The 21,538-nt window shown below is 72.5% G+C and carries 20 protein-coding genes; 11 read left to right on the top strand and 9 right to left on the bottom strand.

The features are described 5' to 3' along the window. Nucleotides 1–128: 128 nt before the first annotated feature. The 8 genes from eccB (at nucleotide 129) to AB0B14_RS03020 (ending at nucleotide 6,606) form a co-directional block, all read left to right on the top strand. Entirely contained in the window at nucleotides 129–1,643 is a 1,515-nt protein-coding gene (gene eccB / locus AB0B14_RS03055) for a type VII secretion protein EccB (protein WP_357520953.1), read from the top strand. 88 nt (nucleotides 1,644–1,731) lie between these two features. Next, a complete protein-coding gene (locus AB0B14_RS03050; RefSeq protein ID WP_357072564.1) occupies nucleotides 1,732–2,100 on the top strand; it encodes a hypothetical protein in 369 nt (122 codons plus the stop codon). Further along, entirely contained in the window at nucleotides 2,093–3,358 is a 1,266-nt protein-coding gene (locus AB0B14_RS03045; RefSeq protein ID WP_357520951.1) for a WXG100 family type VII secretion target, read from the top strand. The genes AB0B14_RS03050 and AB0B14_RS03045 overlap by 8 nt, the downstream gene beginning before the upstream one ends. Before the next feature lie 206 nt (nucleotides 3,359–3,564). Further along, entirely contained in the window at nucleotides 3,565–3,927 is a 363-nt protein-coding gene (locus AB0B14_RS03040) for a hypothetical protein (protein WP_357520949.1), read from the top strand. A gap of 154 nt (nucleotides 3,928–4,081) precedes the next feature. Continuing rightward, on the top strand, nucleotides 4,082–4,879 hold the full coding sequence (locus AB0B14_RS03035) for a hypothetical protein (protein ID WP_357520947.1): 798 nt from the start codon (nucleotides 4,082–4,084) through the stop codon (nucleotides 4,877–4,879). 105 nt (nucleotides 4,880–4,984) lie between these two features. Beyond that, nucleotides 4,985–5,326 (top strand): YkvA family protein, encoded by a 342-nt coding sequence (locus AB0B14_RS03030; RefSeq protein ID WP_357520945.1) that lies wholly within the window; start codon nucleotides 4,985–4,987, stop codon nucleotides 5,324–5,326. 31 nt (nucleotides 5,327–5,357) lie between these two features. Further along, nucleotides 5,358–5,765 carry a TIGR03618 family F420-dependent PPOX class oxidoreductase gene (locus AB0B14_RS03025; protein ID WP_357072578.1) on the top strand — a complete coding sequence of 136 codons (408 nt, stop codon included), beginning with the start codon at nucleotides 5,358–5,360 and terminating at the stop codon, nucleotides 5,763–5,765. Nucleotides 5,766–5,961: 196 nt separating this feature from the next. Beyond that, a complete protein-coding gene (locus AB0B14_RS03020) occupies nucleotides 5,962–6,606 on the top strand; it encodes a C39 family peptidase (protein WP_357520943.1) in 645 nt (214 codons plus the stop codon). A gap of 10 nt (nucleotides 6,607–6,616) precedes the next feature. Here AB0B14_RS03020 and AB0B14_RS03015 read toward each other — a convergent pair whose 3' ends face one another. Next, nucleotides 6,617–8,026 carry an FUSC family protein gene (locus AB0B14_RS03015; protein WP_357520941.1) on the bottom strand — a complete coding sequence of 470 codons (1,410 nt, stop codon included), beginning with the start codon at nucleotides 8,024–8,026 and terminating at the stop codon, nucleotides 6,617–6,619. A gap of 78 nt (nucleotides 8,027–8,104) precedes the next feature. On the opposite strand from AB0B14_RS03015, the gene AB0B14_RS03010 reads away from it, so the two are divergent. After that, a complete protein-coding gene (locus tag AB0B14_RS03010; RefSeq protein WP_357520939.1) occupies nucleotides 8,105–8,710 on the top strand; it encodes a hemerythrin domain-containing protein in 606 nt (201 codons plus the stop codon). A gap of 123 nt (nucleotides 8,711–8,833) precedes the next feature. Then, nucleotides 8,834–9,937, top strand: a complete 1,104-nt coding sequence (locus AB0B14_RS03005) for an AI-2E family transporter (RefSeq protein ID WP_357072590.1) — start codon at nucleotides 8,834–8,836, stop codon at nucleotides 9,935–9,937. A 3-nt stretch (nucleotides 9,938–9,940) separates the two neighbouring features. On the opposite strand, the gene AB0B14_RS03000 is transcribed toward AB0B14_RS03005, so the two are convergent. Then, the gene (locus AB0B14_RS03000; RefSeq protein WP_357520938.1) at nucleotides 9,941–10,591 is read right to left on the bottom strand and encodes a dienelactone hydrolase family protein; all 651 of its coding nucleotides are present in this window, start codon (nucleotides 10,589–10,591) and stop codon (nucleotides 9,941–9,943) included. Nucleotides 10,592–10,761: 170 nt separating this feature from the next. On the opposite strand from AB0B14_RS03000, the gene AB0B14_RS02995 reads away from it, so the two are divergent. Then, nucleotides 10,762–10,956, top strand: a complete 195-nt coding sequence (locus AB0B14_RS02995) for a hypothetical protein (RefSeq protein ID WP_357072596.1) — start codon at nucleotides 10,762–10,764, stop codon at nucleotides 10,954–10,956. A 76-nt stretch (nucleotides 10,957–11,032) separates the two neighbouring features. On the opposite strand, the gene AB0B14_RS02990 is transcribed toward AB0B14_RS02995, so the two are convergent. The 7 genes from AB0B14_RS02990 to AB0B14_RS02960 all read right to left on the bottom strand — a co-directional run bounded on the left by AB0B14_RS02990 (nucleotide 11,033) and on the right by AB0B14_RS02960 (nucleotide 21,524). Then, a complete protein-coding gene (locus AB0B14_RS02990) occupies nucleotides 11,033–13,411 on the bottom strand; it encodes a glycosyl hydrolase family 65 protein (RefSeq protein WP_357520936.1) in 2,379 nt (792 codons plus the stop codon). After that, nucleotides 13,408–14,214, bottom strand: coding sequence for a beta-phosphoglucomutase family hydrolase (locus AB0B14_RS02985; RefSeq protein ID WP_357520934.1), 807 nt, complete (start codon nucleotides 14,212–14,214; stop codon nucleotides 13,408–13,410). Before AB0B14_RS02985 ends, AB0B14_RS02990 begins: the two co-directional genes overlap by 4 nt. 59 nt (nucleotides 14,215–14,273) lie before the next feature. Further along, nucleotides 14,274–14,738, bottom strand: a complete 465-nt coding sequence (locus AB0B14_RS02980) for a DUF4442 domain-containing protein (RefSeq protein ID WP_357072605.1) — start codon at nucleotides 14,736–14,738, stop codon at nucleotides 14,274–14,276. Nucleotides 14,739–14,802: 64 nt separating this feature from the next. Further along, complete coding sequence (locus AB0B14_RS02975; protein WP_357520932.1) at nucleotides 14,803–15,783, bottom strand: hypothetical protein; 981 nt, start codon at nucleotides 15,781–15,783, stop codon at nucleotides 14,803–14,805. A gap of 95 nt (nucleotides 15,784–15,878) precedes the next feature. Continuing rightward, nucleotides 15,879–17,177 (bottom strand): ABC transporter ATP-binding protein, encoded by a 1,299-nt coding sequence (locus tag AB0B14_RS02970; protein ID WP_357072750.1) that lies wholly within the window; start codon nucleotides 17,175–17,177, stop codon nucleotides 15,879–15,881. Nucleotides 17,178–17,300: 123 nt separating this feature from the next. Next, on the bottom strand, nucleotides 17,301–19,511 hold the full coding sequence (locus AB0B14_RS02965; RefSeq protein WP_357072611.1) for a bifunctional glycosyltransferase family 2 protein/CDP-glycerol:glycerophosphate glycerophosphotransferase: 2,211 nt from the start codon (nucleotides 19,509–19,511) through the stop codon (nucleotides 17,301–17,303). A gap of 15 nt (nucleotides 19,512–19,526) precedes the next feature. Continuing rightward, complete coding sequence (locus AB0B14_RS02960) at nucleotides 19,527–21,524, bottom strand: DUF5941 domain-containing protein (RefSeq protein WP_357072753.1); 1,998 nt, start codon at nucleotides 21,522–21,524, stop codon at nucleotides 19,527–19,529. Between the last annotated feature and the right edge of the window lie 14 nt (nucleotides 21,525–21,538).

The following is a 21,538-nucleotide window of genomic DNA, read 5'->3' as shown; positions in this document are numbered from 1 at the left end:
CGCCGGGTCGGTCCGGTGCCGGCCACGAGCGGTGGTCCCGACGAACCTCCGCCGGCCCCTTATCGTAGGGAAGCCCGCGACGGCACCCCGACCTGATCGTCGCGGATCCACCCCGCCGGAGGTAAGTCATGCGGACCCGCCGCGATCAGGTGCAGGCGTACCGCTTCGTCACCCGCCGGATCGTCTCCGCGCTGCTGTCGGGCGACCCGGAGACCACCAACCTGCCGATGCGACGGCTCGGCATGGCCGTCTTCGGCAGTGTCATCACCGCGGCCGTCGTGCTGGGTGGGGTTGGTGCCTACGGCCAGTTCACCGGTGGCACCGCGCCACTGAACGACCAGACCCTGGTCATCGAACGGGAGACCGGCGCGACGTACGTGTTCCTGAACGGGCGGCTGCATCCGACGCTCAACTACGCCTCGGCCCGCCTGGTGCTGAACAAGCCGGATACGGCGGCGCGGACGATGTCCCAGGCCGCACTGCGGGACCGGCCGCGCGGGCTCACCCTCGGCATCGTCGGGGCACCGGACGCCCTGCCGGACCGCAAGTCGCTGACCGGCCTGCCCTGGTCGGTCTGCGACGTGCCAGACCCGGTCGACCCCGCGCGCTCCAGCACCAAGGTGGTGATCGACCGTGCGCTGCCCGGCGGCGTGCCGCTGGGTGACCGTTCGGTGCTTGTCGAGGTGGACGGGCAGCGGTACCTGCTCGCCAAAAACACCCGACTCCAGGTGCTCGACGGGGACCCGACGATCACGGCGCTGAAGATGTCCCGCGCCACCCCGCTACGGGTCGGTCAGCAACTGCTCAACGCCGTGCCGGCCGGGCCACCGCTGCGCAAGCCGGCACTGCCCGGCGAGGGTGAGAGCAGCGTACGCAGGGTGGCCGGCCGACCGGCAGTCATCGGTCAGGTGTTCAGCGCCGCCGGGCAGCACTACGTGCTGACCCGGGAGGGTCTCGCCCCGGTCAGTGAGATCACCGCTCTGCTGATGGTCCGGGGCGGTGGCCAGATCACCGACATCACCCCGGACCAGGCCGGCGATCTCTACGTCGAGCAGCGGGTGGACGACGAGGGGCTGCCGACGACGCTGCCCGCGGTCTACCCGTCCAGGCCCGGTCAGACCGCGCTCTGCGCGACGTACCGGGCGGGCAGCGCGGGCGGCCCGCCGACCACGACCCTGGAAGTCTTCGACCGGGCGCCGGCCGAGCTGACCACGAGCGATTCGGGCCCGGTGCCGGTGCCCCAGACCAGGCGGGACGCCGTACGCACCGCCGAGGCGGTGCTGCTGCCCGGCGGCAAGGGCGTCATCGCGCAGGCCTCGCCCGGTGCCGGGACCAGCGGATCCGGTGCCGCCGGGTCGACGATCTACCTGATCAGCCCGCAGGGCATCCGGTACCCGCTCGGCTCGGCGGAGACCCTGGCCGTGCTCGGCTACGGCGGGGTCACCCCGCTCGCGGTGCCCGGCTCGCTGCTCGCACTGATCCCGACCGGGCCCACCCTGACCCAGGAGGACGCGATGGCCGTCTTCTCGCCCGACGCGCCGGCACCGGCCGCACCGCCGGCAGCCGCACCTCCGCCGCCCGCCCCACCGGCCGGCGGGGCGGGCGGTGGGATGCCCGTGGGATCGATCGGTGCCGACGGCTGAGCAGCCGCGACGGGTCGCACCGAATCGCGGCGGTGCACTAACCTGAACGTCGCTGACGGTTGTCAACCAGAACGACGGGGATGTTGCCATGACCGGGCGTACGGAAGTCGACCTGCTGTCCCTTGAGGACTTTCACCAGCACCTCGCGTCGCGGTTGAGTCAGGTCGAGACGGTGCTGCGCAAGCTCAACTCCGAGATGCAGTGCCGCCCGCCGGCATTGGGTGCTTTCTTCGACGCCACCGACAAGGCGCGTCGCTACACCGAGGTCCACCAGTCCTATGTCGACCAGGCCGAGCGGATCCGGCAGGCGGTGCTGGCCGCGCAGCAGGCGACGAGCACGATCCTGACCAACTACCGCACCGCCGAGGCGCGTAACGCCGCCAACGCCACCGACGTGACCGCCGCGCTGTCCGGGGTCGATCGGGCGTTGCAGCCGAAGGAGAACGGCCGTGTCTGAGTACACCCAGCGCTACCAGGGCAGCAGCCACCAGCAGCTGTACGACGGCGTGATGGCCGGCAAGCCGGAGCAGATCGAGGGCGTTGCCGCCCAGTGGGCCGAGCTCAAGGGGGTCCTCGACGGTCTCGGCCGGGAGTTGAGCGGCGACCTGGAGAAGCTCGGCAACACCTGGACGGGCTCGGCGGGCCGGGAGTTCCACCGGCGACTCGGCCTGATCGTCGCCCACTCCGACGCGTTGGGCGAGGGGATGGCGGGCATCAAGCAGGGGCTGACCATGATGGCCGAGCACCTGCGCAGCGCCCACAAGCAGGCCGAGAGCCCCGAGGAGACCGACGACAACGACAAGGCCATCTCCGGCACGGTCAAGGGCGCCGTCACCTTCGGTCTGCCCGGTGCGATGGTCATGGGCGTCCTGGGTCACCAGCAGGACAAGCAGGAGCAGGAGAAGGCTCACCAGCGGATGGTCAACCTGGTGGCCGAGTTGGCCAGCGGCTACGAGATCTCCGCGTACGACCGGGTGGTCGACCCACCGCTGCCCGACCCGGACACCCCGAACCGGATCAACACGGAGTCGACGACGCCGCAGAGCGTCTCGGCCATCGCCAAGGCGAGCGCCGGGCCCGGCAGCAGCAACGTCAGCGCGCACACCGGCGACGCGACAGTTTCGAGGCTTGAGCGCGCCGCCCCACCACCTGGCGTCGGTGACGGCTCGGGCACCGGTGGCAGGCCCGCCGTGGCCACCGGGCCGCTCGGCGCTGTCAGCGACTACGACTCCGGCGGCACTGTCCTCGCCGGTGCGGATCCGCTTGCCGGCGGCGCACTGCTCACCGGGGGTGCCGCCGCCGGGCTGGCCGGCCTGGCCGGGTCGGCCACGGTGCCGGCCAGCGCGAGCGTCGGCCCCGGGCTGCTCTACGGCACGCCGGGCGGGGCACCGGCCGGCGGTGTGCTGCGCACCGCCGCGCTCGCCGGTTCGAGCGGCACGCCCACCACCTCGGCTCGTCCGTCCGGTGGTGCGCCCCCGGCCGAAGCCCGCTCCGCCAACGGCATCGGGCGCAGCATGGACGGCCAACGTGGCGGCAGCGGCGGCCGGGCCGCGACGACCGGTGGCTCGGCCCGCAACGGCTCCGGGGTGCTCGGCGGGCGGGGCCGGTCGGAGGACGACGACTCCGATGAGCGGCTGACCTGGTTGACCGAGGACGAGATGGTGTGGGGCGACGGCGCGGACGCCGCGCCGCCGGTGCTCGGCTCCGGCGGCTGACCACGACCCGCCGCGGGGCGACCACTCGCCAGCGGCGGCACCACCCGAACGACGCGCGGTGCCCCCGACCGGACCCGATCCGGCCGGGGGCACCGCCGTTTCCGGTGTCGATCGTCGTCGTCCACAGTGTGCGGGGTGGTGGCTGTCACGCCGGATCGGGCCGTCGCCGTGCTGCGACACGTCGGGGCAGGCGATAGGTTGGTCGGGTGTCGTCCGCAGTGTTCGTCCGCCCGGCCCGATGGGCTGTGCTGCGGTCACTGCGTGAGCTGACCCGGCTGGCGATCACCGCGCTGGTGCTCGCGGTCGGCCTGGGCGGCGCCCTCGCCGCGACCCCACCGCCCGCCTCGACGCAGCTGCGGCCCAGTGCCGTGAGCAGCCGGGTGGCAAGTGTCCGACCCGATGCCACGCCGGTCACCGAGCGGTCGGCGGCGCAGCCCGCTGCCGCCCGACCGGCTGGCCCGGTCGACACCGCCGCACCGGCCGGGCCGATCGTCCAGGGCCCGGGTCACACGCCGGCCCTCGATCCCGGCCGTGGCGTTCCCGCACGACGCGGCCCACCCACCCGCTGATCCTGGCCCGGCACACTCCGGGGCCCGGTCCGGGTAATCCGTCGCGGCGGCTGAGTCGCCCCCGACGGGTCTGACCCCGTCACCCGGCCGACCGGTGTTCCTCGGGCTCCTCTGCCACCCGTCGATACCCGCCTTCGACCGCGAGGTGCTGATCATGCAATCCATCCTTTCCGCCGCCCTACCCGACCTCTCCCGGGCCGCCGCCATCTGGCTGAGCCTGCTCGGCGTGGTCGGCGTCGCTGTCTCCGCTCTGCTGCTACGGCCCGGCCGACTCCGCTTCGACCCGGGTGCCCGGATCCGCCGCGCGGCCATGCCGAGCCAACTTGAGCAGGCGCAGGAGGAGCGGGAGCAGAGCCGCTACGCGCAGGAGGTCGGGGTGGCCGCCGCCCGGGCGACCACCACCGCCCAGCGCCGTCGCAACGAGTGGGTGGCCGCGCAGGAGGCGGTCGAGGCAGCCTGGGAGGCGTACGAGGCGGCGGAGGCGGCCGTCCGGCGGCTCGGCGCGGCAGCCGCCATGCCACTGCCGCAGACCGCCCGCACCCCCGCCGAGTACGCGGACCGCGAGCGCTACCTACACCGTGCCGCGCTGGACGCGTACTGGCGGCGGGAGCTGTCGGTGGAGCAGCTCAGCGAGGTCTTCGCGCACCGCGACGGCTGGGATCCGCGGCTGCACCCGGTCGCGCAGGAACTGGTGCTCCGGCGGGCGATCCGCGACAATCTGGCGGCCCGGCACGCCGCGGCCCGGGAGCAGGAGCAGGCTGCCTGGCGGGCGGCGGAGTTGGCCGTCGCGGCGGCCCGCAGCCTGCGCGAGGAGGCCCACGCCGCCACCGGGCGCCGGGTGGCGGAGTCGGCGTCGGTGCTGCCGCTCAGCGAGGTTGCCAGGCCGTCGGTCGAGCAGACCCGGGAAAACAAGGTGACCGCCCGCGGCCGCGCTGCGGTCCCCGCCTTCTGAGCCGCGCTGCGGTCCCCGCCTTCTGAGCCGCGCTGCGGCGTGCTGAGCCGCGTGGCGGTGCCCGCGTTCTGAGCCGCCCGACTCCGGGTGGGTTAGCGTGACGGCATGTCCCGACAGGCGTGGGTCCTCGTGGTGATCGCCGGCATCCTCGCGATCGCCACACTTGTCGGCGCCGTGGTGCTGGCGGTGCGGGTGGTGCGTACGCGACGGATGCTGACCGGGCTCGGCGCGGGCGGCAAGGTCGCCTTCTACGGGGCACTGATCTACACGATCTTCCCGGTGGACGTGCTGCCGGACCCGATCTACCTGGACGACATGGGCGTTCTGGCCGCCGCGCTGATCTACCTCACCCGGCTGGTGCACCAGCGCCGGGCGGCCGGCCGCCAACTGCCCGGCCAGCCGGATTCCCCACCGGATCCCGATCGCGTCCGCCGCCGCGTGCCATGATCGGGGTCGCTTCGGTGAACAGGGGACGGGCATGGCGGGCGATCATCGGTTGGACGTGCACGACGAGCGCGTTGTCGCCTTCTGTGCGGAACGGCACCTCGCCACGCTGACCACGATTCGGGCGGACGGCACCCCGCACGTCGTACCGGTCGGGGTGACCCTCGACCCCGCGGCCGGGCTGGCCCGGGTCATCACCTCCGGCGACTCCCGCAAGGCCCGGCAGGTGGCCGCCGCCGGTGCGGCGGGCGCGGCGGTGGCGGTGTGCCACGTGGATGGCCGCCGCTGGCTGACCATCGAGGGCCGGGCGGTGCTGCGGTCGGATCGGGCCGCCGTGGCCGAGGCGGAGCGCCGCTACGCCGAGCGGTATCGGACCCCGCGTCCGAATCCGGACCGGGTCGTCATCGAGATCACCGTCACCGGGCTGCTCGGCAGCCTCTGACTCCGGCTCAGGAGCCGACAACTTCGGGATCTTGCCGGCGCCGGAATGCCGGCCACCGCCGACCCGTTACGCATCCGGTACGCCCGCGGCCGACACCGGCCGCCGGTCGTCGCCCACCGCTGAGCCGAGCGCCATTCCCGGTGCTGCTGCCCTCCGCCGGTCGGAGGCGCACCAACCCCCGAACGGAGACTCGATCATGAACCCGATCGTCCAGAAGAGCGGTTTGTCCGTCGTCGGCATGCTTGTCGCCGGCGGTTGCGCCCTCGGCCCGGCGGTAGCCGCGCAGGCCGCACCGCCGCAGACCGCCCCGACGTCGTCGAGCCAGACTGATCGGTCCGCCGAGCGGATCCTCAGCATCGACTACCAGGCCCAGCCGAACTTCTTCTACTGCGGCCCCGCCGCGACGCGGATCGCGCTGTCCGCCCAGGGCAAGGCGCTCTCCCAGGACGCGGTGGCCAAACTGCTGGGCACCACCGAGGCGGGCACCCCGTCGGCCCTGGACACCACGCGGGTCCTGAACGAACTGACCGGCGGCAAGTACCGGACCACCGAGATCCGTGACGCGGTGGCCCGTCCCGACCAGGTCGAGCAGCTCCGCCGGGACGTGGTGGCCGCCGTGGACGCCGGTCGACCGGTGGTGGCGAACATCATGGGCACCACCGTGGACACCGACGGCAACCCGCACTCGTACGAGGGCGGCCACTACCTGACCCTCGTCGGTTACCGCGACGGCGGCGACACCCTCCGGGTCGCCGACCCGGCCGACCCGGCGCTGGGCGAGTACTGGATGAGCCTGCCGAAGGTCGCCAACTGGATCGCCGAGCGCGGCTACTCCTCCTGACCCCGCCAGCTCACCGGGCCGGTCTCTCCCTCGCGGGGAGGCCGGCCCGGCCGTCGTTGCGCATCCGGGCGGCCAGGTGCGCACGCCGACGAAACCGGGCGGCGCGCGTCGGACGGATCCGCCGCAGTTGTCGATGGACCGGTGGGTGGACCTCGGCCTCGCCGGCACCGGCCGCCCGGCGCACGATCCGATTGGCGTCGTCGGGTTCACAGCCGGCCGCCCGGAGCAGGTCGCTGGCCGAGGTACGCAGCCCGGTGACGATTGCCTCGCCGAACGACTTGACCCCGCTCGCGGAGGCCCGCCCGGCCAACTCGGCGCACTGCTCGACCAACCGGCGGGTGTGTTGGGGGTACTCACCGGCCCGGCACTCCGTCCGCATCGCCGCCACCGCCTGACCCAGTCGGCCCATCGCGTCCGGCAACTCCGGTGGGATCGGCTCGTCGTACTGCAACGCGGTCGTCGACCAGCGGGCCAACCCGCGGCTGTCCAGCAGCAGCCGCTCCAGGTGATCCGCGGTACGGGCGTACTGGTGGTACTGCTGTCGGCGGTGCCAGCGGACCGGCGCGATCGTCACCACCTCCTCGGCGCCGCTGAGCGCGTCGTGCAGCCGGCTCAGGTCGTCGTCGGTGTCCCGCAGCCGCTCCAGGACACCCATCGTCCGCTTGCCGTCACGCGCCCGCATCGCCTGCGCCAGCTCGTCGAGATGCCCGCAGAGAGTCGCGTAGATCGGCGCCGCGGCCCGGTCCAGCACGCGCATCGGGTTGATCGGCAACAGCAGTGCGACCACCACCAGGCCGACACCCCCGCCGACCAGCGCGTCGAAGATCCGGGGCAGCTCCAGGCCTCGCTCCATCGGGGCCAGCGTGGCGATCAGCACCGCGGTACCACCGGCCTGACCGACGAGCGGACCGCCCTTCCCGGCCACCAGCAGCGCGGCGGCGATGGCCAGCGCGACCACCACGCCGGTCTGCCACGGGCCGGAGCCGAGGAGGTACCGCAGCGTGTCGCCGATGATGATGCCCAGGGCCACTCCGGCCAGCAGCGCGAAGGTCCGGCGGGCTCGCTGACCGATGGCGGTGGCGATCGTTCCGACGGCGGCGGCGGGAGCGAAGACGTGCGCGCCGGGGCCGAGCAGATTCTTGGCGAGCAGGGCGGCGATCGCCGCGGCCAACCCGGCCTGCAGCGAGATCACCAGGGTGACCTCCCACTGCCGGGCCCGGATCCGGCCGGCCTGCCCGCCGCGGTGCCGGGCCCGCCGGACCGCCCGGCCGCTCCGCTCGGCCGCGTCGTCGAGCCGCGACTGTTCGCGGTCGGCGGTTGGGCGGTCGTCGGCCATGGCGGCGGTTACCCCGACGACGACACGACAACCGTGCCGATCGGTCACCACCGGCACCAACAACCCCGTGCGACCCATCGTCATCGGTGGGTTTGTGCAGCCCCGTGGGGGTACCAGGGCCACACACCTCCCACCGATCCGCAACCGGTAAGGGGCCGTCAGATGAGTAACCGAGAGACCGCCGACGACCACGACGTCGTCGACATCCTGGTCGCCGACCATCGTGAGGTCGAGACACTCCTGGTCGAGTTGGAGACCCGGCAGGGCACCCCCGAGCACCGCCGCCGTCTCGCCGACGTGGTGATCGCCGAGCTCGTCCGCCACTCGGTGGCCGAGGAGGCATACGTCTATCCGATCGCGCGCAAGGCACTGCCCGACGGTGACGAGATCGCCGACCGGGAGATCTCCGAGCACGCCGACGCCGAGCGGACCATGAAGGAGTGGGAGTCCGTCGACCCGTCCGACCCCCGCTTCGACGAACTCCTCGCCCACCTGACCGACACGATCCGCCAGCACGTACGGGAGGAGGAGAACGAACTCTTCCCCCGACTGCGCGCCGCGACGGCCCGGGAGGAGCTGATCGACGCGGCCGCCAAGGTGCTGACGGTCAAGCGGATCGGCCCCACCCGGCCACATCCGAGCACACCGGACCATCCCCCGGCGAACAGGCTGCTCGCCCCCGGCATCGGGCTGGTCGACCGGATACGCGACGCGTTGAGCGGCCGGCCCAACTCGGTGGACGAGCTCCGCGAGAAGCAACAGCACTAGCGAACGCCCACCCGGGCGGCGGCGGCCGGCGTACGATCCGCGCGGGCAGCGGCAGCGCACCGGTACGGGTGTCAGCACGTCACCGGTTGGGTACCGACCTCGCCGAGATCGAGGAGGACCGACATGGCGACAGAGGGACCCGACGCGACAACCGGCGGCTCCGGGCCACGCCAGACCTGGGCGGCACTGCCCTGGCTGGTCCGGACCGCGGTGTCGTGGAGCGCCTGCCTGGTGGTGGTGATCGCCGGTCTCTATCTGCTGGGCCGGATCGCCGTCCTGCTGGCGCCGCTGGCCATCGCGCTGGCCGCCACCATCTTCCTCACCGCGCTGCTCGACCCGGTGCTGCTCCTGCTGCGTCGGCTGCGTCTGCCGGCGGCGCTGGCCGCGCTGTGCACCGTACTGCTGCTGCTCGGCATCCTGGTCGGTGTCGGCGCCCTGGTGTGGAACCTGACCGCCAGTCAGTTCGACCAGCTCAGCCAGGAGCTGACGCAGGGGGTGGAGCGCAGCCGCGACTTCGTGACGTCCACCCTGCCGGTCAGCGAGGCACAACTGGATCGTCTTGTCGACCAGGCCCGGCAGGGGCTCAGCGGCAGCTCTCCGGACCCGGTCGCCGGTGCCCGGACCGCCACCGAGGTGTTCGGCTCCGCGCTGCTCGCCCTGGTGCTGCTCTTCTTCCTGCTCAAGGACGGCCGGTCGATGTGGCACTGGGTGCTGTCGCGGGTGTCCGGCACGACCCAGCCGGTGCTGGCCGAGGCCGGCCGGGCCGGTTGGCAGACGTTGGGTGCGTACAGCCGGGGCACCATGTTCATCGCCGCCATCGACGCGCTGGGCATCGGGTTGGCTCTGGTGGTGCTGCGGGTGCCGCTCGCCCTGCCGCTGGCGCTGATCACTTTCCTCGGCGGTTTCGTGCCGATCATCGGAGCGACGGTGGCCGGCGCGGTCGCCGTGTTGGTGGCGCTGGCCGCGAAGGGCCCCACCACCGCACTGCTCACCCTGGCCGCCGTGATCGCCGTGCAGCAGATCGAGGGCAACCTGCTGGAGCCGCTGGTCATGAAGCGACAGGTCCGCCTGCACCCGGCGGTGATCCTGGTGGCGGTCACCGCCGGCACGCTGATCGCGGGGATAGCCGGCGCGTTCGTCAGCGTCCCGATCACCGCGGTCCTGTGGCGCGTCATCGACACCGTTCAACAGCGTCGCTCGGCCTCGGCCCTCACGTCCCCGGGGTGATCATCAGCGGAGCTGCGTGGTAAACCAGGCGCCGGCCTGGTCGGCGACCTGCTCCAGGGTGCCGGGCTCCTCGAAGAGGTGGGTGGCACCGGGGATCACCCGCAGCTCGCCGACCTCCCCCAACTCCGCCAGCGCCCGCTCGTTGAGCGTGATCACTTCCTCGTCCAGGCCGCCCACCAGCAGCAACGTCGGGGTACGCACCTGGGCCAGCGCGGCACCGGCCAGGTCCGGCCGGCCGCCCCGGCTGACCACGGCACCCACCCGATCCGCCCGGGACGACGCCGCGACCAGGGCGGCGGCGGCTCCCGTGCTGGCCCCGAACAGGCCGATTGGTACGGCACCGGCGGGACGCTCGCCGGCCAACCAGTCGACGATCCCGGCCAACCGGCTGGCCAGCAGCCCGATGTCGAACCGCAGCTCGGCGGTGCGGGCGTCCACCTCGTCCTCGCTCGGGCTGAGCAGGTCCACCAGCACCGTCGCGAGCCCGCGACCGTTCAGGGTGCGGGCCACCGCCACGTTGCGCGGGCTGTGCCGGGAGCTGCCGCTGCCGTGCGCGAAGAGCACCACACCGACCGGCTGAGCGGGCAGCATCAGGTCGGCGGGGAGTTGGGCGTCCCCGACCGGAATGGTCACCGTGCGGCGTTGCTCGTCCATGCCCACCTCCGGAGTGCTCGGCTGCCGCCGGGTTACCCGACCCACCGCACCGCACGCACCCGGATGACCCTCGCCGCCGGCCGCGTTTGCCGAAAAGACCGTCGGGTACGCGACGAGCGACCGCAGCCCGTGTCGGCGCAACCGCGCCCCGACGGATCGCGAGGATCGCCATGGCCAAGCAGCAGATTTCCCGGCAGCAGCAACTGACCGAGCGGACCCAGCGGGAACAGGACGCCGAGCGCACCCAGGACGTCGGGGATCAGGACTTCGGGGACCAGGCCGCCTCGGCGCGGCTGCCCGACGATCCGAAGGCGGCGGCGCCCCGGGACGCGATCGGACGGCCGTCCACCGGCGAGCCGGTCTGATTGTCGGGACCGGCGAGCCGGTCGTGACGTGACGTAGTCGTGGCGGTCGGGGCGGGACCACATCCCGCCCCGACCGTCACTGCGCGTTGACGCGTTCGGGCAACCGCAGCAGCGGCGACCTGCCCGGTGGCTGCTCGGGCGGAGGGCCGGCCGGTTCGGCCGGCGGCACCGGCACCGTGACCGGTTCGTCGCAGGTCACCCGCAGCACCTGGTCGTGGTGGCGCAGCTCCACCACGTCGTCCGGTCCGCCGTGACGCAGTGAGTACGTGGTCTGGTGCGGCCGGACATCCACCCGCAGCGACAGCCCGCGCCACTGCAGCGAGAACTCCAGCCGGTTGAGTCGACTGGAGAGCCGGGGCGCGAAGGACAGCTCGCCGTCGTGGTCCCGGAGCCCGCCGAGCCCACTGACCAGGGCCAGCCAGGCGCCGGCCAACGACGCCATGTGCACGCCGTCGCGGGTGTTCTCGTTGAGGTCGTGCAGGTCCATCAGCGCGGCCTCGCGCAGGTAGGTGTGGGCCAGCTCGGGGTGCCCCACCTCGGCGGCGAGCACCGCCTGGGTGCAGGCCGACAACGACGAGTCGCGGACGGTCCGGCGCTCGTAGTAGAGGAAGTTGCGGACCTTCTGCTCGGGGGTGAACGCGTCCCCGCGCCAGTGCATGGCGAGGACCAGGTCGGCCTGCTTGACCACCTGCTTGCGGTACAGCTCGAAGTACGGGTAGTGCAGCAGCAGCGGATACTTCTCCGCCGGCGTGTGCGTGAAGTCCCACTCCTGCAGGCGGGTGAAGCCCTCGACCTGCTGGTGGACGTCGAGCTCCTCGTCGTACGGGACGTGCATGGAGGTGGCGGCATCCCGCCAGCTCGCCGCCTCCTCGTCGGTGACCCCGAGGTGGAACGCCTCGTCCCGGTAACGCATCACCACGTCGGCGGCCGCGAGCAGGTTCCGTTGTGCCATCAGGTTGGTGTAGATGTTGTCGTTCTTCACGGCGGTGTACTCGTCCGGGCCGGTGACACCGTCGATGTGGAACTCGCCGTGCCGGTCGTGGTGGCCGATCGAGCGCCACAGCCGGGCGGTCTCCACCAACAGCTCCAGCCCGATCTCCTGCTCGAACTGCGTGTCCCCGGTGACCATCACGTAGCGGCGCGCGGCGTCGGCGATGTCGGCGGCGATGTGGAAGGCCGCCGTGCCCGCCGGCCAGTATCCGGAGGATTCCGGGCCCTCGATGGTCCGCCACGGGAACGCGGCACCCCGGAGGTTGAGCGTCTCGGCACGCTCCCGCGCCGAGTCCAGCGTGCTGTGCCGCCACTGCAACGCGCTGCGCACCGCGCTCGGCTGGGTGTACGTGAGCACCGGCAGGACGAACATCTCGGTGTCCCAGAACGCGTGCCCGTCGTAGCCGGGACCGGTCAGCCCTTTCGCCGAGATTGGCCGCTGCTCGGCCCGCGCACCGGCCTGGAGCACGTGGAAGAGACCGAACCGGACCGCCTGCTGCACCTCCGGGTCACCCTCGACCAGCACGTCGGAAGCGTCCCAGAACGCGTCGAGGTAGTTGCGCTGCTCCCGGTGCAGCCCGTCCCAGCCGTCCAGCCGGGCGCCGGCCAGTGCCGCGCCGACCTGGTCGCGCAGCGCCGGCAGCGACCGCCGACTCGACCAGCTGTACGTCAGATACTTGATCACCCGTAGCTTCTCGCCGGGCTTGAGCACGCAGGCGATCGTGGTGCGGACCCAGTCCTGGTAGCCCTCGGACTCGATGGTGGTGTGGTCCGGGCCGTGCACCTCGTGCTCCATCGCGGCGGCGACCCGCAGCCCGGAGACCTTGGTGCGGTGGATGAGTTGCCCCCCGTCCGGGGTGGTCAGCTCCTCCTCTGCCTGCAGGGGCGACTCCAGCACCGCCGCCACCCGGGGGTCCTTGCTCTGCGCCGGCAGCGACTCGTTGGCCACCAGCTCGGACTGCACGATCAGCCGGAGCGGGCCGTCGACGGCCTCCACCTCGTAGCTGATGGCGGCGACCGACCGCTGGGTGAACGAGACCAGGCGGGTGCTGCGGACCTTGACCTCCCGGCCGGCGGGCGAGCGCCAGTGCAGCTCCCGGTGCAGGGTGCCGGCCCGCATGTCGAGGATCCGTTCGTGGGCCAGCAGCTCCCCGTAGCGCACGTCGAGTGGTTCGTCGTCGACGAGCAGGCGGATCAGCTTGCCGTTCGTGACGTTGACGATCGTCTGCCCGGACTCGGGGAAGCCGTAGCCGGCCTCCGCGTACGGCAGTGGGCGCAACTCGTAGAACGAGTTGAGGTAGGTGCCGGGCAGGCCGTGCGGCTCACCCTCGTCGAGGTTGCCGCGCAGCCCGACGTGCCCGTTGGAGAGCGCGAAGACCGACTCGGACTGGGCCAGCACGTCCATGTCCAGCCGGGTCTCGCGGACGTGCCACGGCTCGACCGGATAGGCCCGCTCCCGGATCATGCGGGGCCCCCTTCGGTGCTCGGGTGCGGCGCGGCGGCGGTGCGTGCCGGTGCCGACGGATCGGCGGTGTCGAGCAGGTCGGCGAGGTCCCGCACCACGATGTCGGCACCGTGCGCGAGCAACTCGTCCGCCTGCCCGACCCGGTCCACGCCGACCACGTACCCGAAGCCGCCGGCACGGCCGGCGGCCACCCCGGAGAGCGCGTCCTCGAAGACGGCGGCCTGTGTCGGGTCTACGCCGAGCAACCGGGCACCGGCGAGGAAGGTGTCCGGCTGTGGCTTTCCGCGTAGCCCCTGCGCCCGGGCGACCAGCCCGTCGACCCGGGCCTCCAGGAGTGGTTCGAGCCCCGCCGCGGCGACCACCTCGCCGCCGTTGGCGCTGGCGGTCACCACCGCCCGGCGCAGACCGGCGATCGCTGCCGCCTTTAGGTACCGCACCGACCCCGGGTAGACCTCGACGCCGGAGTCGCGCAGGCGCTGGAGCAGCAGGACGTTCTTTCGGTTGCCCACGCCGTTGACGGTGTCGGCGTCCGGTGGGTCGTCCGGGGTGCCCTCGGGCAGCACGATGCCGCGGGAGGCGAGGAACGACCGGACGCCGTCGGCGCGGGGGCGGCCGTCGACGTAACGGTTGTAGTCCGGGCCGGGATCGAAGGGTTGGAACGGTTCGCCGGAAGCGGTGGCGCGCTGCCGGAGAAACTCGTCGAACGTCTGCGTCCAGGCGGCGTTGTGCACGCGGGCGGTCTGCGTCAGCACACCGTCCAGATCGAAGAGACAGGCGGTCACGTGAGCAGGTAGGCCCAGCACGGTACGAATCTATCCACCCCGCTGGGCCGGCAAACCCGTTTCGGCCGCCGCGACACGGTTCAGTTCGGCCGCAGTGTCCAGATCACCGTCATGGCCGAGGTCGGCGTGCCGTCTTCGGTCGCGATCTCCACCTCGACGCCGAATTCCGGCCGCCGGCCGGACTCCAGCTCCTCGATCACGTCGAGGGCCGGCCGGCCGAGCCGCGCGGTGGCCAGCACCGGGCCCATGGCGAGCTTGCGGTAGGCGATCTCGGCCCGGACGGCGAGCGGCACGGCCCGGTCGAGCAGTTGCCCGAAGGCCGCCAGCACGACCGCGCCGGAGGCCGTCTCGCCGAGGGTGAAGATGGCGCCCGCGTGCGGGCCGCCGACATGGTTGTGGGTGGCCGGCGAGTCGGGCATCCGGACGACTGCCCGGACCCCGCCCTCCGCCTCGGGCGCCACCTCGACGAATTCGAAGCCGAGCGTACGGGCGAAGGGCACCGCGTCGAGCATGCCGGCCGCCACCTGGCGGGAGTCGATGGTCATGAGCTGACGTTACTAGCCGGTAATCATGCCGGCAACCAGCGGTTTCTCAGGTTCTGGCCGAGGCTCAGAGGTTGCCGATCGTCCGCAGGATCTCCGCGTAGAAGTTGCCGTCGATGCTGCGGAAGAAGGCGAAATCCTGACCCGGGTCGCCGAAGAACGGGCGCAGCGTCCACGCCAGTTGGGTGCCGACGAAGCCGAAGAGCAGGATCCAGATGTAGAGCAGGGTCATGCTGGCCGGCCGCTGCGTCGGCTCGCCGGGTCGGACCGGGCGCTCGTTCCACGAGCGCGGATAGCCCGGCACCGCGCCGACGGGAGGCGCACCGGCCGGCTGGCCGCTCCACTGCGCCGGAACGTGCGCCGGCGCGACGCTGACCGCGCCGTTCGGAGCAGACCCGGCCGGAACGGCCACCGGCTCGGCACTCGTACCGGCGGCCGGCACGGCGGCCGGCGCCGAGCCGGCGGGCACCGCAACCGGCACGGCCGGGGCGGCGGCCGGCACGGCCGGGGAAGCAGCGTTCGCCTGGGCGGCGGCGACCGGCGGAGCAAGCAGGCCGTGGTCGTTGAGCACCTGCATGCCGCCGGTCAGGAAGCGCAGCCCGACAAGTGCCGACAGGGCCAGGATCGCCACGTTGAGCAGCTTGAAGAACCCGTAGTCGGGCGCGGTGATCAGGAAGAAGAGACTGATCGGCGCGAACGCCACCGCGAGCATCGAGGTGACCGTGATCGCCACCATCACCAGCGCCAACGACTGACGCACCGAGAGCCGGGCACCGAAGACCAGGTTGAACAGGTAGAGCGTGGGCAGGCAGATGGCCAACGTGACAAGGAACAGCAGGGGCAGTTTCAGCGCCGAGGTGAGCGCCATCAGTGGGCTGTGAAACGCACCGAGCACCGCCCCGTAGCAGGCCAGCGCGATGGCCGAGCTGGCCAGCATCCGCCCGGTCAGCTTGTTGAGGTCACCCTCGGCCACGATCTGCTGCCAGATGCCCTCGCGATCCCGCAGGATGCGCTCGATGACGAGCGGGCTGGGACGGTCACCCGACACGGGCGCACCTCTTTCGGTGGTCGGTCACATGTGGACTGGGTGGGCAGACGGTAGGGCATCGCGGAGCCGGACCGCCACCCCGCTCCGGTGCGTCGTCAGCGCCAACCCACGTCGATCCGGGCGCCCCGCTCGTCGAAGAAGTGCAGCGCGTCCATCCGAACCGACACGGCGAGCGGGTGACCGGCGCTGACCGCCGGGTACGGCGCCAGCCGCACCGCCAGCTCCGCCGGGCGGCGGTGGTGCCGGCCCGGATCGGGAAGCACGCTGGTCTGGGTGCCGTTACTCGGTGGCTCCTGCGGCTCCACCGGCTTACCGGTGAGTCGCTGCATCACCGAGCCGAACCGACGCAGGCCACGCTGGCCCACCGGCGGCGGGTCGAGCGGAGCGCCCATCTCGTCGACCATGATCGCGGTGGCGCCGATGTCGAGGAACGCCAGCGACTCGTGCCCGTGGTGCTCCAGGTAGCGAATCCGCCCGCGCAGCACGTCGCCCGGGCTGTCCGGTGCGACCGGGGTGAGCGCCTCGGCCCGCATGCCGACGACGATCCGCTCACCGTGGTAGTGCGCCACCGCCCGGCTGCGGATGTCGTTCCAGGGCAGGTAGAGCGACTGGTCACCGAGGTTGAGCGTGACGTACCGGTCGAGGTGGACGTAGACCGAGGCCTCCAGCAGGTTCATCCGCGGGCTGCCCAGGAAGGCGGCCACGTAGAGCGTCGCCGGCCGGCCGTACACCTGGGTGGGTGTGCCCACGTCCTGGAGGACGCCCCGGCGCATGATGGCCACCCGGTCGGCCATGGTGAGCGCCTCGGCCTGGTCGTGGGTGACGTAGACGGTGGTGACGCCCAGCTCCCGGGTCAGGCCCGAGATCTCCGCGCGCAGCTCGGCACGCAGGCCGCTGTCCAGATTCGACAGTGGCTCGTCCATGAGGAACAGGCCGGGCCGGCGGACGATCGCCCGGCCCATCGCCACCCGCTGCCGCTGCCCACCGGAGAGCTGACCAGGCTTGCGGGCCAGCACATCACCGATGCCCAGGGCGCTGGCCACGTCACCGACCCGCTCGCCGCGCGGCTCCGGCTCCACCCCGGCCAGCCGCAGCGGAAAGGCGATGTTGTCGCCGACGGTCATGTGCGGGTAGAGCGCGAAGTCCTGGAAGACCATGGCGATCTTGCGGTCCCGTGGTGGCAGGTCGTTCGCCAGCTCTCCGTCCAGCAGGACGGCGCCGTGAGTCGGATCCTCCAACCCGGCGATCATCCGCAGCACTGTGGACTTGCCGCAGCCGGACGGCCCGAGAAGCACCATGAACTCGCCGTCGTTCACATCAAGGTTGATGCTGTCGACGGCGACCGTGCCATCCCTGAAGACCTTGCTCACATCCTTGAGCGTGACGGTGCTCACCGTCTTCCCCCCCAGCTCGTCGGCCGAACCCCAGAAGACTGTGACCAGGATCATGAGTTTAGGACATCGGGTAAACGTCTTATGTTCGGTCGGTGACGGTGCCATTAAGCGACATAGGTCCGATCAGCAGTTCGCGGATCGCTCGCCCGGCTCACCGAGGAACACCTGGCGTACCACCCGCTCCGCCGCGCGCCCGTCGTCCAAAGTGCAGAACCGGCCCCGAAAATGCTCGCGGGCCTTGGTCGCGGCATCCGATCGCACCCCGTTGGTACGGAACAGGTCGAGCAGATCGTCGAAGGTGGTGGCAACCGCACCCGGCGGCTCGGCCGTCACGTCGAAGTAGACGCCCCGGGCCAGCCGGTACGCCTCCCAGTCGGGAGCGTAGAGCACGATCGGTCGATCCAACACCGCGTAGTCGAACATCGCCGACGAGTAGTCGGTGACCAGCACGTCCGCCACCAGGTAGAGATCCTCCACCCGCTGGTGGCCGCTGACGTCCCGCACCCGTTCCCAGGCCGTCGGGTGGCCCGGACGCCGATCGCGATCGTGGAAGTAGTGGCTGCGCATCAACAGTCGGCCCGAGTCACCAAGCGCCTGGACGAACCGGTCCGGGTCGAACGGCGGCCGATAGCCGGGCAGGTGCTCGCGGTGCGTCGGGGCGTACAGCACGACCTGCTCGTCCGGGCCGAGGCCGAACTCCGCACGGAGTCGGCGGACCTCGTCCGGGCCCGCGGTGACCAGCCGGTCGTTGCGCGGGTAGCCCACCTCCAGGGTCGTGTACGTGGCCGGGTACGCCCGGTCCCACATCTGGGTGGAGAAGCTGTTCGCGCTGACGCTGTAGTCCCAGCGGTCCACCCGACGCAGCAGCCCGGCGAAGTCCATCCGCCCCGCCCCGATCGGGTAACGCTGCTGGTCGAGCCCCATCACCTTGACCGGCGTGCCGTGGTGGGTCTGTAGGTGCACCTGCTCCGGCCGCTTGCGGACGAAGTCCGGGAAGTTGACGTTGTTGACCAACCACCGGGCGCGAGCGAGGACCCGGTAGTACGCCGGGGTGCCGGCCACCACGTACTCCACCCCGGCCGGCACGGTGTCCACCCGGTCCCGGCGCACGATCCACACCCCGCGCACCCCCGGCGCCAACCGGCGGGCGACCTCGTAGATCGCCGCCGGGTTGCAGGAGTAACCCCGGTACCAGTACGCGGCGTAGACGGCGAGCGTCGAGTCGACCGGCCGGCGCAGCTCCGCCCGGTAGTACTCGCGCAGCAACCCGTCGCGGGTCAACCGGGCGCCACGCCGAGCGACCGGGCCGACCCGCCGCCGGGCGGTGCGCGCCTTTCGCTGGGCGGCGTCCCGCGCCCGGCTCGCGGCCCGCAACGCGCTGAAGGTGTGCCAGCGGCCCGAGGCGACGAGCCGGTGCTTGATCCCCTCCACCCCGTCCGGCACCGGATAGCCACCGGGTGGCAGCCAGCGTTCGTAGTCGGCGGTGATCTGCGCGAAGAACGCCGGCCGCAGCTCCGGGGCGATCCGCTGGCCGTTGCCGAGCACGGTCAGGTAGTGCCAGATCATCCGCTCGAAGACCGCCGGTCGCAGGGCCTCCGTCGCCGACCCCCACGAATCCATCAGGTGGAAGACCCGGTGCCACTGCGGAAAGACCTCGAAGTGCCGGTCCCCGCGGGTCCGGGTGATCGCACCGGCGCGGCGTTGCCGGTAGTTGACGCAGACCCGGTCCAGTACGCCGATCCGCTGCGCCGCCATCAGCACCGGGTAGCTGAACGAGACGTCCTCGTACCAGCCGGGCGCGAAGCGCAGCCCCAGGTCGGCCAGGAACTCCCGGCGGACCAGCCGGTTCCACGCGGTGTGCAGCAGCCGCATCGCCTCCGGCCGGTCCCGCAGCCGGAAGGTGCCCGTGCCGGGCGACTCGGGAAACACCTCGGCCATCGCGCTGCGGGTGGCGGTGTCGTTCCAGTGGGTGCGGACGTGGTCGACGAGCAGCACGTCCGGGCGGGTGACCCGCAGCCGCTCGGCGACCTCCGGCAGGCACTCCGGCGTCAGCCAGTCGTCGCCGTCGAGGAACCACACGTACTCGCCGACGGCCCGGTCCAGCCCGATGTTGCGGGCTGGACCCAGGCCGACGTTCTGCGGCAACCGGACCGAGCGGACCCGCTGGTCGCGGGCCGCGTACTCGTCGATGATGTCGCCGCTGGCGTCCGGCGAGCAGTCGTCGACGGCGATCACCTCGATGTCCGTCTCCGGCTGGCCGAGGATCGAGTCCAGGCATTCGCGCAGGTATCCCTGCACCCGGAAGGCCGGCACCACGAAACTGATCAGGGTCACCCGGCCGTCCCTCCGTCAGCGTGGCGCGGCACCTCCGGCGCCCACCGGCGCGACGTGCGCCCGCGCGCTACGGGCCGGTCGGACGAACCAGGCCAGGACGACGCTCACCACGAAAACCACGAGAAGGTACGCACCGAGTGTAGCCAGCCCGATACCCGCCATGCCGGCAATCGCCGCGAGGGCCAGCAGCACCGAACGCCCGTCCCAGCCCAGCGTGGCCGCGTGCAGCGGTGGTGCCGCCTGTCGTTTCTCCAGCCGGGCGGTCAGGTCGTAGTGGTGCACGGTGAGCACGAAGACGTACCCGAAGATCAACCAACCCGGCACGTCGCCGACCACCCCTACCGCGATGGCGAACAGGTACTCGGCGGCCCGCAGCGCCGCCGGCACCAGCCAGTCCAGCGGGCCGTTGTGCGCGGCACCGGCACCCAGCCCGGCGACCAGCAGCACCAGCAGCGCCACCGGCACCGCCCAGCGCAACCCGTCCGGCGCGTCACCCAGCAGCGCCACGACCAGCAGCACCGCCGGGCCGAGCGCGGCGATCACCGCCAGGGTGAGCGGCCCCATCGGGCGCACCACCGGCAGCCGCCGGGCCAACGGCCCGTCGTCGCGGTGCAGGGTGGCGTCGACCGTGTCCAGCACCGGCACCCACATCCAGCGCGCCCGCAGCGTGCGCAGCGCCCCGGTGTACGCGAATGCCAGCACCCCCCAGACCAGCACCGCGACCAGGCTGACCAGCGGGTTGAACAGCGCCACGGTCAGCGCGATCAACGCCCAGCGCTCACCGATCGGAAAGACCACTGTGCGCTTGAGCCAGTACGACACCGAGCCGGTGTCCGCCTGCACCCGGGTCGACGCCGCGTTGAGCCGGTCGCCGATGCCGCCGCTGGCACCCGTCGCCGTACGCGGTCGGCGGGCCGCCTCGTCGTGCAGCACCCCGTACCAGGTGTCGGTCATGTGCCGAACGGTCTGCAACGTCATCGCGGCGATGGCGAGCGCCCAGCCGTTGCCCAACCCGGCGTGGCTCACCCCGAAGCCCAGGCCGGCGTAGACCAGGTACTCCTTGGCCCGGTCCGCCATCGTGTCCAGCCAGCCACCCCAGGCGCTGAAGTGCCGGGTGTAGCGGGCCAACTGGCCGTCCACGCAGTCCAGCACGAAGCCGAGGTAGAGCAGCACCGCGCCGCCGACCAGTGCCGGCCGCCCGCCGACGCCGAACAGCACCGCCGCCGCCAACGCGAACAGCACCGAGATCGCCGTCACCCCGGTCGGGGTGAGCCGGAGCCGGGCCGACAGCCGCACCACGTACGGCGACCAGGTGCTGACGAAGTAGGTGGAGAAGAAGTCGTCCTTCTCCTTGACCGACAGCCGCAGCTCGGCCCGGTCCTCGTCGACGGCGGTCACCGCCGTTTCGGCGGCCGCCAACGCGGGCGCGTCCGCGACCCGGTGCGCGACGAGCAGGCGTACCCGCTGGGCGAAGATCAGCGTGCCGAGCGCCGCGAGACCCGCGACGAGCCGGTCCACGGCGGCCCCCGGGGTGTCGGGCCCGGCTCCCCCGGCGACCGGCAGCGGCGACACGTCGCCGGGCGGGCCGAGCGGGGCGGTGACGGGCCGCGCGCCGACGGCGGCGGCCCGCGCGGCGGCGGCGAGGGCCGGCAGGTCGTCCACGCCGACCCGCAGCGCGCCACCGAACACGCCGGTGGCGTCGCCGTCCAGGGCGTCCAGTGGGCCGGCGTCGACCACCTGCCCGCGTTCCTCGCGCACGGCGGTCCGACCGGGCACCGGCGGGTCGGTCAGCACCAACGCCACAGTCGGCCCGACCGGGCTGGTGGCCAGGTGCCGCAGCACCGCCGTGTGGGCGACCAGGTCGGTGCCGGTGACCAGCAGCGGGCCGTCGGCGGCGTCGGCCAGCGCGGCCAACTCGTCGAGGTCGCCGGCGAAGCGCACCTCGGCGGCCCCGGCCCGGCGCAACTGGGCGGCCAGACGCTCGGCCAGCGGCTCGCCCGTCGACGTGGTCAGGCCCGCCGCGGACG

The organism is Micromonospora sp. NPDC049171, from assembly GCF_040648275.1.
Taxonomy (GTDB): Bacteria; Actinomycetota; Actinomycetes; order Mycobacteriales; family Micromonosporaceae; genus Micromonospora.
The sequence above is the reverse complement of the archived record's forward strand: the minus strand, read 5'-3'. Positions and strand labels throughout refer to the sequence as shown.

Excerpts from the sequence above, each read along its gene's own strand:
- AB0B14_RS02995 (WP_357072596.1), top strand. The coding sequence starts at position 10,762 with ATGGCCAAGCAGCAGATTTCCCGGCAGCAGCAACTGACCGAGCGGACC.
- AB0B14_RS02980 (WP_357072605.1), bottom strand. The coding sequence starts at position 14,738 with ATGACCATCGACTCCCGCCAGGTGGCGGCCGGCATGCTCGACGCGGTG.
- AB0B14_RS03025 (WP_357072578.1), top strand. The coding sequence starts at position 5,358 with ATGGCGGGCGATCATCGGTTGGACGTGCACGACGAGCGCGTTGTCGCC.
- AB0B14_RS03005 (WP_357072590.1), top strand. The coding sequence starts at position 8,834 with ATGGCGACAGAGGGACCCGACGCGACAACCGGCGGCTCCGGGCCACGC.
- AB0B14_RS03020 (WP_357520943.1), top strand. The coding sequence starts at position 5,962 with ATGAACCCGATCGTCCAGAAGAGCGGTTTGTCCGTCGTCGGCATGCTT.
- AB0B14_RS03030 (WP_357520945.1), top strand. The coding sequence starts at position 4,985 with ATGTCCCGACAGGCGTGGGTCCTCGTGGTGATCGCCGGCATCCTCGCG.
- AB0B14_RS03010 (WP_357520939.1), top strand. The coding sequence starts at position 8,105 with ATGAGTAACCGAGAGACCGCCGACGACCACGACGTCGTCGACATCCTG.
- eccB (WP_357520953.1), top strand. The coding sequence starts at position 129 with ATGCGGACCCGCCGCGATCAGGTGCAGGCGTACCGCTTCGTCACCCGC.
- AB0B14_RS03000 (WP_357520938.1), bottom strand. The coding sequence starts at position 10,591 with ATGGACGAGCAACGCCGCACGGTGACCATTCCGGTCGGGGACGCCCAA.
- AB0B14_RS03015 (WP_357520941.1), bottom strand. The coding sequence starts at position 8,026 with ATGACGATGGGTCGCACGGGGTTGTTGGTGCCGGTGGTGACCGATCGG.
- AB0B14_RS02990 (WP_357520936.1), bottom strand. The coding sequence starts at position 13,411 with ATGATCCGGGAGCGGGCCTATCCGGTCGAGCCGTGGCACGTCCGCGAG.
- AB0B14_RS03050 (WP_357072564.1), top strand. The coding sequence starts at position 1,732 with ATGACCGGGCGTACGGAAGTCGACCTGCTGTCCCTTGAGGACTTTCAC.
- AB0B14_RS03035 (WP_357520947.1), top strand. The coding sequence starts at position 4,082 with ATGCAATCCATCCTTTCCGCCGCCCTACCCGACCTCTCCCGGGCCGCC.